Origin of the sequence: Promicromonospora sukumoe (genome assembly GCF_014137995.1) — a bacterium.
Lineage (GTDB): Bacteria > Actinomycetota > Actinomycetes > Actinomycetales > Cellulomonadaceae > Promicromonospora > Promicromonospora sukumoe.
On record NZ_JACGWV010000001.1, the window covers coordinates 701,664 to 715,866 of the forward strand.

The window sequence follows — 14,203 nt, forward strand, 5'->3', positions numbered from 1 at the left end:
TCAGCCGATCGTCTCCGGCGCCGGCCGCACCTCGCGGAGCCACACCTCGCTCTGCGTCACGTGCGCGGCCGCCGCCACCGACGCCGCCACCGGGTCGCGCGCCGTCAGCGCGCGCAGGATCGCCCGGTGGCCGGCGTCGGAGACCCGCTTGGTGTCCGGGTTCAGCACCGGGTAGGCGCGCGAGCGGGACCGCAGCACGGAGACCATCGACCCGAGCGACTCGTTGCCGCACAGCCGCACGATCCCCATGTGGAACTCGTGGTCGAGCGCCGACTGCTCGTCGACGTCCTCGCTCGCCTCCAGCCGGTCCAGCAGGTCGCCCAGCCCCGCCAGCGTGGCGTCGTCGCAGCGCGCGGCCGACAGCGCGACGGCGTGCGCCTCCAGCACCCGGCGCAGCTCGAACAGCTCCAGGATCGACTCCAGCGGCAGCAGGCCGACCGTGAGCGTGAGCGTCTGGATCATGTCGGCGGCGCGCAGCTCGCCCACGTAGGTGCCCGCGCCCCGCCGCGTCTCGACGACACCCAGGGCCGAGAGGGTGCGGATCGCCTCCCGGACCGACCCCCGCGAGACGCCGAGCCGCTCGCTCAGCTCGCCCTCGCTGGGCAGCCGGTCGCCCGGGTGCAGCGAGCCGTCGGCGATCAGGGTCCGCAGGCCGTGCAGGGCGGTCTCGACTGCGCTCACCTCGTGCATCCCTCCAGGATGTCAGGTTCCGGGCCGCAGGGGGACATTTCGCGCCCGTAAAACCTGTCCTACAAATCTGTGTCATCTGCCGGGAATCTCTGGTGTTGTGCGGTCCAGCCTGCCATGGTTGTCCGACAACTACCGAGGGAGGTGGCGATGGACCAGGTACGCACAGTGCCGGCGCCGGTGCCGGTACGGCTCGCGTCCGGGGGACCGGCGCGCGACGCGTGGCCGCTGGACGACGAGGTGGTGCACCTCAACCACGGCTCGTTCGGCGCGGTGCCGAACGAGGTGCTGCGCCACCAGGAGGCGTTGCGCCGGCAGGCCGACCTGAGCCCTGTCGGCTGGTTCCCGCGCGTCGCGGAGCTCGTCGCCGCGGCCCGCCAGGACGTCGCCCCGTTCGTCGGCGCCCGGCCCGAGGACACGGCGTTCGTGCCCAACGCCTCGGCCGCCGCCACGGTCGTGTTCAACGCCCTCCGGCTCGCACCCGGCGACGAGATCCTCGTGACCGACCACGGCTACGGCGCCATCACCATGGGCGCGCAGCGGCTCGCGCGCCGCTTCGGCGCCACGGTCCGCCCGGTCGCGATCCCGCTCGCGGCGAGCGCCGACGACGTCGTCGACCGCTTCCGGGCGGCGCTGACCGACACGGTGCGCCTCGTCGTCGTCGACCAGATCACCTCGCCCACCGCCCGCCTGCTGCCCACCGCCCGGATCACCGAGCTGGCGCACGAGCGCGGCGCGCGCGTGCTGGTCGACGGCGCGCACGCCCCCGGCCTCGTGCCCGACGCCGCGGCCGCCGCGGGCGGCGACTGGTGGTTCGGCAACCTGCACAAGTGGCCCTGCGCGCCGCGCGGGTCGGCGCTGCTCGTCACGCAGGCCGCCGACCGCGACGAGCTGTGGCCCCTCATTGACTCCTGGGGCGCCGAGGAGCCCTACCCCGGGCGGTTCGACTCCCAGGGCACCCTCGACGCGACCAGCTACCTCGCCGCCGGCCGCGCCATCGAGTTCGTCGAGCGCGAGCACGGCTGGGCGCGGGCGCGCGAGACGATGACGGCGCTCGCCGACCACGGCGCCGCGTTCATCGGCGCGGCCCTGCAGCCGCACGTGGACGAGCCCGTGGCGACCGACGTCGGCATGCCCGTGGTGTCGATGCGCCTGCTCCGGCTGCCCGACGGGCTGGGCCGGGACCGCCGCGACGCCGACGAGCTGCGCCTGCGCCTGCTGGACCTGGCCGGCGTGGAGTCGGCCTTCACGAGCATCGGCGGCGTCGGCTACCTGCGCCTGTCCGTGCACCTGTACACGGAGCAGCGTGACTTCGACGCGTTCGTCGAGCGCGCCGTGCCCCAGATCCTGGCGTTCGCCGAGGAGCGCCGCCGCGGCTGACGCGCGCCCACCGGCGCGCGTCCGACCGCACCTGACAGAACCCGACAGACAAGCCTGACCCACGAGCCTGACCGACAAGTAAGGAGAGGTGCGCACATGAACCGCACCCGAGCTGTCACCGCGAGCCTGGCCACGATGAGCCTGCTCGCCCTCACCGCCTGTTCCGGCGGCGGGTCCGCCGCGGACGGGACCGTCCGCCTGCAGATGGTCGAGAGCCTGACCAACCCGGCCCGCACGGCCCTGATCCGCGAGCTGCTGGACGAGTTCGAGGCGGAGAACACCGGCGTCACCGTCGACCTGGTGTCCCCGCCCACCGACCAGGCCGACCAGAAGCTCCAGCAGATGCTGCAGTCGGGCCGCGGCGTCGACGTCCTGGAGGTGCGCGACAGCACCGTCGGCGCCTTCAGCAACAACGGCTGGCTCCTCGACCTGTCCGACGACGCCACGACGTGGGCCGGCTGGGACGACCTGACCGACAACGCGCAGGCCGTCACCGCGGAGGACGGCGCCCGCTACTACGTGCCGTACGGCTTCTACGGGCTGTCGCTGTTCTACCGCACCGACCTCGTCGAGACCGCGGGCTTCGACGGGCCGCCGGCGTCGTGGGAGGACCTGCTGGAGCAGGCCTCCGCGATCCAGGACCCGGGTCAGAACACCTACGGCTACGCGTTCCGCGGCGGCCAGAACGGGTTCAGCAACGTGGTGGCCGCCGTCGAGGCGTACACGATCGACGACCTCGACGTGGAGAACGCCTACCTGCTCACGGACGGCTCGACGATCTTCTCGGCGCCCGAGGCGCAGGACGCCGTCGACACGTACTTCTCGCTGTTCGAGGAGGCGGCGCCGCCGTCGGCCGTCTCGTGGGGCTACCCCGAGATGGTGGAGGGCTTCACCAACGGCTCGACGGCGTTCCTGCTGCAGGACCCCGAGGTCATCGCCACGGTGTCGGAGTCGACGACCATCACGGCGGAGCAGTGGTCCACGGCCCCGCTGCTGACGGGCCCCACGGGCAAGGCGGCGCAGCCGCTCGCGACCGCGGGCTGGGGCGTGGCCGAGGCGAGCGAGCACCAGGAGGAGGCGGCCGACCTCGTCGAGTTCCTCTCGGGCGCGGAGCCGGCGACCCGGTTCGCGCAGGAGAACAGCCTGGTGCCGATCATCGACGGCGCGGGCGAGGACCCGTTCTACTCCGAGGGCCCCTGGTCGAGCTACGTCGAGATGACCGAGGACCCGGAGACCTACGTCAACGTGGTGCAGCCGCGCGGCGTGAGCTGGTGGACCGAGTGGGAGCAGAAGGCCGACCGGGACCTCCAGGCGGTGCTGCTCGGCAGCATGACGACGAGCGAGCTGCTCGAGGAGTGGGACACGTTCTGGACCGAGAAGTACGCCTCGGAGCAGTGACGTGACAGCCACCGCCGTCCGGCCGCCACGGGCCCACCCACCGCGTGGGCCCGTGCGCCGCAGGACCTTCGGGCGCCGGCAGGCGCTGACGATCCTCGGGTTCTTCGCGCCCGCCATCGTCTTCGTCAGCTGGTTCACCTACTGGCCGATGCTCCAGGGCGCCCAGATGGCGTTCCGCGACTGGAACCTCTGGGACCTCACCTCGACGCCCTGGGTGGGCCTGGGCAACTTCGCCATGATCCTCGCCGACCCGGTCTTCCCGATCGTCGCGGGCAACACGCTCGTGTGGGTGGTCGGCTCGATCGTGCCCCAGCTCGTCATCGGGTTCCTGGTGGCGCTGGCCCTGTGGCGCCGGTTCCGCTTCCGCGGGGTCTACCAGGCGCTGATCTTCTACCCGTGGGCGGTGTCCGGCTTCCTGGTCGGCATGCTGTTCCGCTGGATGTTCAACGCCGAGTTCGGCGTGGTGAACGACCTGCTGATGAAGGCGGGCGCCATCGACGCGCCCCTGCCGTGGCTCGCCGACCCGAAGCTCGCCATGGTCGCCGTGATCGTCGCCAACGTCTGGTACGGCGTGACGTTCTTCGCGATCATGATCCTCGCGGCCCTCCAGTCCGTGCCCGACGAGGTGCTGGAGGCCGCGGCCATCGACGGGGCGGGCACGGTGCGCCGGCTCTTCTCGATCGTGATCCCGTACATCTGGACGACGCTGGCACTGACCGTGCTCCTGCGGTCGATCTGGACGTTCAACTCGCCCGAGATCATCTACGCGATGACCAACGGCGGGCCCGCGGGCCGCACGCACATCATCACCACCTGGATGATCGAGTACACGCAGCAGGGCAGCTACGGCCTGGCGAGCGCGATCGGGCTGGCCGTCATGGTCGTCCTGTTCGTGTTCTGCGCCTTCTACCTGATGGCGATGAGGCGGGTGAACCAGCGATGACGGCTCGTGTCGCCCGCGTCACCGGGCTCTCCCTGTGGCTGGTCATCACCCTGTTCCCGCTGTACTGGGTGGTCGTCACCTCGTTCAAGTCGCCCGGCTCGATCAACCGGTGGCCGCTGGAGTACTGGCCGTCGGAGTTCTCGTTCGGCAACTACACCGAGCTGTTCGCCACGTCCGCGTTCGGCACGTTCATCGGCAACTCGCTGGTGGTCGCGCTGGTCGCGGGGGCCACGGCCACGCTCATCGCGCTGCTCAGCGCCTACGTGCTGGCCCGGTTCGAGTTCCGCGGCAAGGGCGCGGTGCTCGGGGCGTTCCTGCTCACGCAGATGATCCCGGCGTTCATCGCGCTCGGGCCGCTGTACGCGATGCTCGCCGACCTGGGCCTGGTGGACACCAAGCACGGCCTCGGCCTGGTCTACGTCGCCATGTGCATCCCGTTCTCCACCGTGATGCTGCGCGGGTTCTTCGAGAACATGCCGGACGCGCTGGAGGAGGCCGCGATGATCGACGGGTGCTCCCGGCTCGGCGCCCTGTTCCGGGTGCTCGTGCCGGTCATGGCGCCCGGGATCGCCGCCGCGTTCATCTTCAACTTCGTGAACTGCTGGAACGAGCTGTTCCTGTCCGTCGTGCTGATGAACTCCGACGCCAACAAGACGATCCCGGCCGCGCTGAACGGCTTCATCTCGACGTTCAACATCGCCTGGGGCCCGATGTCGGCCGCCGCCGTGCTCACGGTGCTGCCGACCATGGTGCTGTTCGCCCTGGCGAGCCGCTGGATCGTCGAGGGGCTGACGGCGGGGTCCGTCAAGGAGTAGGTGCCCCTCCAGCAAGACCCGAGGGGCGAACCCGGCCGCGACCGTCGCGGCCGGGTTCGCCCGCGTTCGACATGTCGGCAGCGCTGCCCGCTGTCAGCATGGAACTGCGCTGTCTCGGTACGCAGGAGGTGCGTGATGTCGTCTTTCCTGTATCGGCTCGGGCACGCGGTGGCCCGCCACCGGGGGCTGGTCGTCGTCGCGTGGCTCCTGATCCTGCTCGCGTGCGGCGGCGCGAGCGGCGCCCTGAACAAGGGCACCGACGACACCTTCACGGTGCCCGGTTCGGAGTCGCAGGACGCCATGGACCACCTGGACCATGTCTTCCCCCAGGTCAGCGGCACCTCCGCCCAGCTCGTCCTGCTCGTCCCGGAGGGGCAGCAGGTGGACACGGGGCCCATCCACGGGGCCGTGTCCGACGCCGTCGACCGCATCGGGGACGTGCCGCAGGTCGAGCGCGCGTCCGACCCGTTCGACCCGGACGTCAACGACGCCGTCTCGTCCGACGGCCGGGCCGCGAACATCGGGGTGCAGCTCACCGTGGACTCCACCCAGGTCCAGGACAGCACGCTGACCGACCTGAGCGGCATCGCCGACGACCTCGCCGCCGCCGTCGGGGACGGCGCCCGCGTCTACACGGGCGGCGACGCGTTCGCGAACCGCATCCCGGGGCTCAGTGCCACCGAGATGATCGGCCTGGTCATCGCGCTCGTCGTGCTGCTGCTCATGTTCCGGTCGCTCGTCGCCGCCGTGATGCCGCTGTTTACTGCCGTGCTGGGCGTCGGCGTGTCCGTGGCGCTGGTCTATCTCGGCACCCTCTTCGTCCCGGTGTCCTCGACCGCCCCCATGCTCGCCGTGATGATCGGCCTGGCCGTCGGCATCGACTACGCGCTGTTCCTGCTGTCCCGGCACCGCGACCAGCTCGCCGAGGGACTGCCCGTCGCGGAGTCCATCGCGCGCGCCACCGCGACCGCCGGGTCCGCGGTGCTGTTCGCCGGGCTCACGGTGCTCATCGCGCTGCTCGGCCTCGCCGTCGCGCGCATCCCGTTCCTGACGACGATGGGCGTCTCGGCGGCGCTCGGCGTCGGCATCGCGGTGTGCGTCGCCGTGACGCTCGTGCCCGCGCTGCTGGCGTTCGCGGGGAACCGGATGGTGCCGCGGAGCGTCCGCAAACCGCACAAACGGCGGAAGGAGCGCCGCCTCCACACGCCCCGGGTCGCCCGGCCGTGGGTCCGGTTCGTCACGCGCAGGCCCCTGATCACCATCGCCGTCGTCGTCCTGGGGCTGGGGGCGCTCGCCGTGCCCGCCGCGAACCTGCGCCTCGCGCTGCCCGACAACGGGAGCCAGCCCGCCGGGACCGACGTGCGCGAGACGTACGACGTGGTGGCCGACCACTTCGGCGTCGGCTACAACGGCCCGCTGCTCGTGACGGCCGACGTCATCCAGTCCACCGACCCCTCCGGGCTGGTCGACGACCTCGCGGACGAGATCCGCGACATCCCCGGCGTCGCCGCGGTGCCGCTGGCCACGCCCAACGAGAAGGGCGACACCGGCATCATCCAGGTGGTTCCCACCACCGCGCCCGACGACGCCCGCACCGACGCGCTGGTCGAACGCATCCGGGCCCAGGAGCCGCACTGGCTCGACACGTACGACACCCAGACGGCGGTCACGGGCCTGACCGCCGTCGGCATCGACGTCTCGGCACGCCTGGGCGCCGCCCTGCTGCCGTTCGGCATCCTCGTCGCCGGGCTGTCCCTGGTGCTGCTCGCCATGGTCTTCCGGTCGGTGTGGGTGCCGATCAAGGCGACCGTCGGCTACCTGCTCTCCATCGGGGCGGCCTTCGGCCTCACCTCGCTCGTCTTTCAGGAGGGGCACGGCGCGGCCCTGCTCGACGTCGCCCACGTGGGCAGCGTCGTCAGCTTCCTGCCGATCATCCTGATGGGCGTGCTGTTCGGCCTCGCGATGGACTACGAGGTCTTCCTCGTCTCGCGCATCCGGGAGCACTACGCCCACCACGGCGGCGCGCACGAGGCGATCGAGGAGGGCTTCGTGTCCGCGTCCCGCGTGGTCGTCGCGGCCGCCCTGATCATGTTCGGCGTCTTCGCCGCGTTCGTGCCGGACGGCAGCTCCACCATCAAGCCGATCGCGTTCGCCCTGGCCGTGGGCGTGTTCATCGACGCGTTCATCGTCCGGATGACGTTCGTGCCCGCCGTGCTCGCGCTGCTGGGCGACCGCGCCTGGGGACTGCCGCCGGCGCTGGACCGCCGCCTGCCCGTGTTCGACGCCGAGGGCGACGCGCTGCTGCACGAGCTGCGCCTGTCCGACTGGCCCGCCCCGGGCGGCGACGAGGCGATCAGCGCCCACGCGCTCAGCCTGGACGACGACCGCGGCCGACCCGTCTACCGCGACGTCGAGCTGCACGTACCCCGGGGCGAGGTGCTGGTGCTGCACGGGTCGGGCGCCGTCGGCAAGTCGGCCCTGCTGCTCTCGATCGCCGGGCGCGTGACCCGGCACCGCGGCGACCTGAAGGTGCTGGGGCACGTCCTGCCGCAGCACGTGCACGCGCTGCGGCCCCGGGTCGCCGTCGTCAGCGGGCGCGACGACCGGGACCCCGCCGGCCGGGTCACCGAGGCCCTGACCCGCGACATCGAGCTGATCCTCGTCGACGACGCCGACCTGGTGCTCCGCTCCGAGGCCCGCGCCCGGCTGCGCGACCAGATCGGCTTCCGCGTCACCGCCGGCGGCGCGCCCGCGACGTTCGTCCTGACCTGCCAGGACCCCGGCCGGGTGGCCGACCTGCTCCCGCCGACCGCCACCCAGCTCCACGCCATGACCCGCCGACCCGCAGAGGTCCTGTGATCACCATGTCGTTCGCCGCCTCCGCCCGCGCCCTGACGACCAAGCCCCTGACCTGGCGCACCTGGACCGCGCTCGTCGCCGTGCCGCTGCTCGTCATGGGCCTGCTCACCTGGGCGTTCTGGTCCCCGGGCAGCGACCACGGCACCGCCCAGGCCGCCGTCGTGAACAACGACGAGCCCGTCGACGTCAACGGCCAGCAGGTGCCGCTGGGCCGCACGCTCGCCGGGAACCTGACCCACGACGAGGGCTCCGCGTACACCTGGGTGCTCACCGACGCCTCCGACGCCCGCTCCGGGCTCGACTCCGGCACGTACGCCGCCGTCGTCACCATCCCGCAGGACTTCTCCGCCCAGGGCATGTCGGCCGCGACCGCCGCGGACCCGATGGACGCCGTCCGCGCCAACCTCGACGTGACGACGAGCAACGCCGCCGGTGTGGCCGACCCGTACCTGTCCGACGGCGTCGCCGCCGACACCCAGGACGCCCTGAACCAGACCGTCGTCGAGTCCTACCTCGGCAACATCTACGCCAGCTTCACGTCCCTGCACCAGCAGCTCGGCGACGCCTCGGACAGCGCGGCGCAGCTCGCCGACGGCGCCGCCCAGCTCAGCGACGGCGCCGACGAGCTCTCCGGCGGCGTCGACCAGGTGGCGCAGGGCGCGAACGCGCTGTCCGGGGGAGCGGGGGCGCTCGCCGCCGGGACCGGCCAGCTCGCGTCCGGGTCCGCGGGGCTCGCCTCGGGGGCGTCCGCGCTGAGCGGTGCGACCGGCTCGCTCGCGACGGGGGCCGGGCAGGTGGCGCAGGGCACGGCCGCGCTGTCGTCGGCCCTGGACACCGCCGCGGCGCGCACGGCCCGGCTCCCCGCCGCGGCCCAGGAGCTGGCCGCCGGCGCCGGCCGGGTCGCCGACGGCAACGAGCGGCTGGCCGACCGGGTGGTTCCCGCGACGAACCGCGCGATCGGTCGGCTGGACCGGCTGCCGGACGTGCAGAACGTGGCCGCCCAGGTGCGCGGGCTGGCCGAGCGGTGCGGCACCAGTGTGGTGGCCGACCGGGCCTTCTGCCGGGCGCTGGAGCGAGCCGCCGACCGGGCGGACTCCGCCGTCGAGCGGCTGGACGCGGGCAAGGCCCGGGTGCGGGCCGACGTCACCTCCGCGCGCGACGCGGTGCGGTCGCTGCGCACGGGCTCGCGGCAGGTCGCCCGGGGCGCCGCGAACCTGGCCGACCGGACGGGCGAGCTGGCCGCCGGCATCTCCTCGGCGGCGAGCTCGGCCGACGACCTGAACACGGGCGCGCAGGGCGTCGCGTCGGGCGCCCGGCAGGTCGACGCCGCGGCCGGGCAGCTCGCCTCGGGCGCGGCCGACCTGAACGCCGGGGTGGCGCAGACGAGCGCGGCGGCGCAGCAGGTCGCCACGGGGGCAGGCGGGCTGGCGGCCGGCGCAGACGAGCTCGTGCCCGGCGCCGACCAGGTCGCCGACGGCGCCCACCAGGTCGACGACGGCACGCAGCAGCTCGCCTCCGGGCTGTCCGACGCCGTCGAGCAGGTGCCGACCTACACCGACGACGAGCAGGACCACCTCTCGGAGGTGGCCGCCGACCCGACGACGTCGACCACCACCTCCGAGCCATTCGGCGTGCTCTCGGTCGCGCTGTTCTCCGCGCTGGCCCTGTGGGCGCTCGCGCTGGTCACGTACCTGGCGACGCGTCCGCTGCCCGCCGGCATCCTGACGTCGCGCGAGCCGACGTGGAAGCTGACGCTGCGCGCGGCGGTGCCGGGCGCGGTCGCGGCGGCGACCGCGGCGGTGGTCATCTCGGCGGTCGCGATCCCGGTGCTGGGGCTGCACCTGTCGGCGGCGGCGGGGTTCCTGGGGGTGGCCCTGCTGGCGGCGGCCGCGTTCGTGGCGCTGAACCAGGCGCTGGCGGCGATCTTCGGGCCGGGTGGGCGGCTGGCGTCGCTCGCGATCGCGGTGCTGACGGTGGCGACCGGGGTGGTCTCGACGCTGCCGGGGCCGCTGTACGCGATCGGCGACCTGCTGCCGACGCACGGCGCGATCATCGCGCTGCGCGCCGTGTCGGCCGGCGGCGCGAGCCTCGGTGCGGGGATCGCGGCGCTGGTGGCGTGGCTCGTCGTCGGGCTGCTGGCGACGATCCTGGTGACCGACCGGCGGCGATACGTGTCGCCGAGGCGGCTGCGGCTGGACGCCCCGGAGACGCGGCCGGTGCCGGCTGCGTCTGCGGGGTAGCGGGTACCGGGGCCGAGGGCGTTGGGGGCAGGGCGTAACGGTGCCGGACGCCGTCGGCCGCGCAGGGCACGGCCGCGAATCGGGCGGGCCCCGTCGGTCAGTGGGTGGGGACGCCGTCGGCGGGTGGGTGCGGACGCCGTCGGTGGGGCGTGAGCCGAGCTGGCACCTCTCCTTTGAGACCTAAGTTTCTTCGCTTTGGGGCGCCCCAAAGCGAAGAAACTTAGGTCTCAAAGGAGAGCGCTGGAGGCGGCCCCGGGTTCGTCCGTCGGGTAAGTCCGTTCTGAGTATTTTCGCAGGTCATACAACCTGGCAGCGGGTTCGGTGCGTCTGAGATGCGTGGCGCCGCAGAGGCGGCGTGCTCCACTCGGACGGGAGAACCCGATGCGCAAGAGAGCAAGTGCAGCGGCGGTCGCTCTGGCGATCGCGCTGGGCGGGGGGACGTGGGCGACCGCGGCCGTACCTCAGGACACACCGGCACAGCAGGACTCACCGGCGCAGCAGGACCTCAAGGCCCGGCCCGCGGCCGCCGGCCAGGGAAGTACCGCGACCGTCACCTTGCTGACGGGCGACGTCGTCACCGTGGGGACCACGGCCGACGGCACGCCGGACCCGACGACGGCGACCGTGCGGCCCGGCGAGGGCCGGGAGCACATGGCGTTCTTCCAGCGGCGCGAGGGGGACCACCTCTACGTGATCCCGCGCGACGTGGCGCGGCTCGTGCCCGGCCGCCTGGACCGCGCGCTGTTCGACGTGACGGGTCTGGTCGAGGCCGGGTACGACGACGCCTCGCGCGACTCGCTGCCGGTGATCGTGCAGTCCGCCGCGGCGGCCCCCGCGGTGTCGAACGGCGCGGTGGCCGACGGCGCGGCCGAGGACGGCGCCGGCTCCCCGGACACCGCAGCCAAGGACACCGGCGCCCGTTCGGCGGCACCGGCCGAGCAGGACTGGGCGGCGTCGGGCATCACGCCCGACCGCGACCTGGAGTCCCTGGGAGCGGTAGCGGACGTGCTGCCGAAGGGCCGGGCAGCGAAGCTGCTCGACGCCCTCGCCCCGGTCGAGGCCCCGGGCAAGACGCCAGGCAAGGCCCAAGAAAAGCGTGCCAAGCGCCCCGCAGGGACCGACGCCGTCGGGTACGTCTGGCTGGACCAGCCGGTCCGGGCGTCGGACGCCGACTCGATGCCGCAGATCGGCGCGCCCGTGGCATGGGACGCCGGCTACACGGGCGACGGCGTCACGGTCGCCGTGCTCGACTCCGGCATCGACGCGACGCACCCCGACCTCGACGACGTCGTCGCCGGCGAGCGGGACTTCACCGGCACGGGCGGGGTGACCGACGGCGCCGGGCACGGCACGCACGTCGCCTCGATCGTGGCCGGCTCGGGCGAGGCGTCCGACGGCGTCAACCAGGGCGTGGCACCCGACGCCGACCTGCTGGTCGGCAAGGTGCTGGACGACGACGGCTTCGGCGAGATGTCCGGCGTCATCGAGGGCATGGAGTGGGCGGCTGCCGAGGGCGCCGACGTCGTCAACCTGTCCCTGGGCAGCCTGTTCTTCGACGTCCCCTCGCCGGACGCCATGGCGGTGGACGAGCTGTCCGCGCAGTACGGGACGCTCTTCGTCGTGGCCGCGGGGAACGACGGCGACTTCGGGTACGGCACCGTGGGCTCGCCGGGCATCGCGGCGTCGGCGCTGACGGTGGGCGCCGTGGACGACGCCGACACGGTCACCTCGTACTCCAGCCGCGGCGGCTTCGAGCCCGGGCTGCTCAAGCCGGACGTCGTGGCGCCGGGCGACGGGATCATCGCCGCGCTGGCGGCGGGTACGGGCGCGGGCGAACCGGTCGACGACCTGTACACCGCGCTGAGCGGCACCTCCATGGCCACCCCGCACGTCGCGGGCGCCGCGGCGGTGCTCAAGCAGGCTTGGCCCGACCTGGACGGACAGGCGCTCAAGGCCGCCCTGATGGGCTCGGCCGAGCCCACGGGCGCGGACGTCTGGTCCGAGGGCGCGGGGCGCATCACGATCCCCGGCGCCGTCGCGCAGGACGTGACCGCGAGCCCCGCGTCCCTCTCGCTGGGCACGTTCACCTGGCCGCACGACGGGGAGACGGCGTCCGGCACCCTGACCTACGCCAACGCCGGGGCGGACGACGTCACGCTCACCCTGGCGGCGGAGGTCGCCGACGCGGAGGGCACCGCGGTGCCCGGCGCGCTGACGCTGTCGGCAAGCTCCGTCGTCGTGCCCGCAGGTGGGACCGCGGAGGTCGACGTGACCGCCCACGACGGGCCGGGCGCGATCGGCGCCGTCGGCGGGAACGTCGTGGCGACGTCCGCGGACGGCACGGACGTGCGCACGCCCGTCGGCTGGGCCAAGGAGCGCGAGTACGTGGACCTGACCGTGCGCGCCGTCGACCGCGAGGGCGAGCCCGTCACCGCGGACACGTGGGGCGCCGCGATCAAGCTGGACGCCGAGGACGGCGAGCTGTTCGGCACCGACCTCTTCTTCGAGGACGGCGTCGCCACGGCGCGCGTCGTCCCGGGCGTCTACAGCACGGTGGCGTTCATCGAGACGTTCGACGACGACGGCGCCGTGACCGACGCCCTGTTCCTGGGTGGCGGCGAGGTCGACGCCACAGCCGACGCCGAGGTGCTCCTGGACGGGACCACGGCGCGGGAGGCCACCACCTCCACGCAGCGCCCGGCCGACCTGGCCAGCCTCGGCCTGTCGGTGGAGACCGAGGACTCCGCGGAGCTCGTCTACGCGAGCGTCAACGTGAAGTACGGGCCGGAGACCGACCTGGCGCTGACCCCGGTGCCGGCGGCGACCCACGGCGACTACGACACCATCGTCCAGGCGACGCTCCTGGCGCCGACCGCGGGGGACGAGGCCGCCGCCTACCGCTACGACCTCGCGCACCACAGCGAGGGCGTGGAGGTACCGGCGCTGCGCGGCGACCGTCGCACCACCGTCGCCGTCGACACCACCTATGGCGCCTCGGTCGGCGACACCCACCTGGCCGAGCGCATGTACTGGGAGCCGGGCACCATCGTCGCCGGTGGTGCCGTGGAGGCGGTCCCCGTGGGTACCCGGCGCACCGAGTACCTGACGGCGCTGCCGGGCGAGTGGTACCTCGGGTCCGAGATCCAGGAGGACGGCGTGGGCGTGGTGCTCGCCGAGGCCGAGAGGCACGTCTGGAGCGAGCCCGGCCGCGCCCGGCAGGGACTCGCGGCAGGTGTGCTGGCGCCCGCGGTCTCCAGCATCACGCCCGTGGAGCACTGGGACGACCGCCTCTCGCTGGCCCCGACCGACCGGGCCGACGACGACGGCGGCGTGCTGTGGGGTTCCGACGTCGCACTGCGCCTGCGCGTGTGGCAGGACGGCGAGCTGGTCGACGACGAGCCGGAACCGTACTCGTTCCCCACCGTCCCCGAGGGTGGGGCGGACTACCGGATGCTGCTGGAGAGCACGCCCGACGACCCGGCCTACCGGCTCGCCACGAGCGTCACCGGCGAGTGGCGGTTCCACGCCCGGTCCGACGCCGCCGCCAACGCGCACCCGCCGCTGCTCGACACGTCGTGGGACGTGCGCGGGCTCGACCCGTCGGGCTCGGCGCCGCGGAACACCCGGGTGCGGGTCACCGCGGTCCACCAGGACGACGCGTACGACACGTCGGCCGTCGAGGACGTGCGCCTGTGGTGGTCCGCGGACGACGGCGGCACCTGGCACCGGGCGAAGGCGACCCGGGCCGGTGACGGCGTGTACGACGCGGCGGTGCGTGCGCCGCGCGGCGCCGACCACGTCTCGCTCCGGGTCGAGGCCCGGGACGCGGCCGGCGGCTCGGTCAAGAAGACGGTGATCCGGGCCTACACGCTGGGCTGACC

At 73.5% G+C, this 14,203-nt stretch carries 8 protein-coding genes; 7 read left to right on the plus strand and 1 reads right to left on the minus strand.

The window, feature by feature from the left end; translation table 11 throughout:
• Complete coding sequence (locus FHX71_RS03190) at positions 1 to 690, minus strand: FadR/GntR family transcriptional regulator (protein WP_182614387.1); 690 nt, start codon at positions 688 to 690, stop codon at positions 1 to 3.
• A 147-nt stretch (positions 691 to 837) separates the two neighbouring features.
• On the opposite strand from FHX71_RS03190, the gene FHX71_RS03195 reads away from it, so the two are divergent.
• From FHX71_RS03195 to FHX71_RS03225, 7 genes are all read left to right on the plus strand, one after another.
• Positions 838 to 2,067, plus strand: a complete 1,230-nt coding sequence (locus FHX71_RS03195; protein WP_182614388.1) for an aminotransferase class V-fold PLP-dependent enzyme — start codon at positions 838 to 840, stop codon at positions 2,065 to 2,067.
• 96 nt (positions 2,068 to 2,163) lie between these two features.
• Positions 2,164 to 3,465 (plus strand): ABC transporter substrate-binding protein, encoded by a 1,302-nt coding sequence (locus tag FHX71_RS03200; RefSeq protein WP_182614389.1) that lies wholly within the window; start codon positions 2,164 to 2,166, stop codon positions 3,463 to 3,465.
• A gap of 52 nt (positions 3,466 to 3,517) precedes the next feature.
• Complete coding sequence (locus FHX71_RS03205) at positions 3,518 to 4,408, plus strand: carbohydrate ABC transporter permease (protein WP_312876906.1); 891 nt, start codon at positions 3,518 to 3,520, stop codon at positions 4,406 to 4,408.
• Positions 4,405 to 5,223, plus strand: a complete 819-nt coding sequence (locus FHX71_RS03210) for a carbohydrate ABC transporter permease (protein WP_182614391.1) — start codon at positions 4,405 to 4,407, stop codon at positions 5,221 to 5,223. The genes FHX71_RS03205 and FHX71_RS03210 overlap by 4 nt, the downstream gene beginning before the upstream one ends.
• 135 nt (positions 5,224 to 5,358) lie before the next feature.
• Positions 5,359 to 8,082: an MMPL family transporter gene (locus FHX71_RS03215; protein ID WP_182614392.1), complete on the plus strand. Its 2,724-nt coding sequence runs from the start codon at positions 5,359 to 5,361 to the stop codon at positions 8,080 to 8,082.
• Between the two features lie 5 nt (positions 8,083 to 8,087).
• Entirely contained in the window at positions 8,088 to 10,322 is a 2,235-nt protein-coding gene (locus FHX71_RS03220) for a YhgE/Pip family protein (protein WP_220489447.1), read from the plus strand.
• Positions 10,323 to 10,703: 381 nt separating this feature from the next.
• Positions 10,704 to 14,201, plus strand: a complete 3,498-nt coding sequence (locus tag FHX71_RS03225; protein WP_182614393.1) for a S8 family serine peptidase — start codon at positions 10,704 to 10,706, stop codon at positions 14,199 to 14,201.
• The last annotated feature ends 2 nt before the right edge of the window (positions 14,202 to 14,203 follow it).

What these genes read in the sequence shown, in the direction of transcription:
- FHX71_RS03190 (WP_182614387.1), bottom strand. Translation starts at nt 690, where the DNA reads ATGCACGAGGTGAGCGCAGTCGAGACCGCCCTGCACGGCCTGCGGACC.
- FHX71_RS03195 (WP_182614388.1), top strand. Translation starts at nt 838, where the DNA reads ATGGACCAGGTACGCACAGTGCCGGCGCCGGTGCCGGTACGGCTCGCG.
- FHX71_RS03200 (WP_182614389.1), top strand. Translation starts at nt 2,164, where the DNA reads ATGAACCGCACCCGAGCTGTCACCGCGAGCCTGGCCACGATGAGCCTG.
- FHX71_RS03210 (WP_182614391.1), top strand. Translation starts at nt 4,405, where the DNA reads ATGACGGCTCGTGTCGCCCGCGTCACCGGGCTCTCCCTGTGGCTGGTC.
- FHX71_RS03215 (WP_182614392.1), top strand. Translation starts at nt 5,359, where the DNA reads ATGTCGTCTTTCCTGTATCGGCTCGGGCACGCGGTGGCCCGCCACCGG.
- FHX71_RS03220 (WP_220489447.1), top strand. Translation starts at nt 8,088, where the DNA reads ATGTCGTTCGCCGCCTCCGCCCGCGCCCTGACGACCAAGCCCCTGACC.
- FHX71_RS03225 (WP_182614393.1), top strand. Translation starts at nt 10,704, where the DNA reads ATGCGCAAGAGAGCAAGTGCAGCGGCGGTCGCTCTGGCGATCGCGCTG.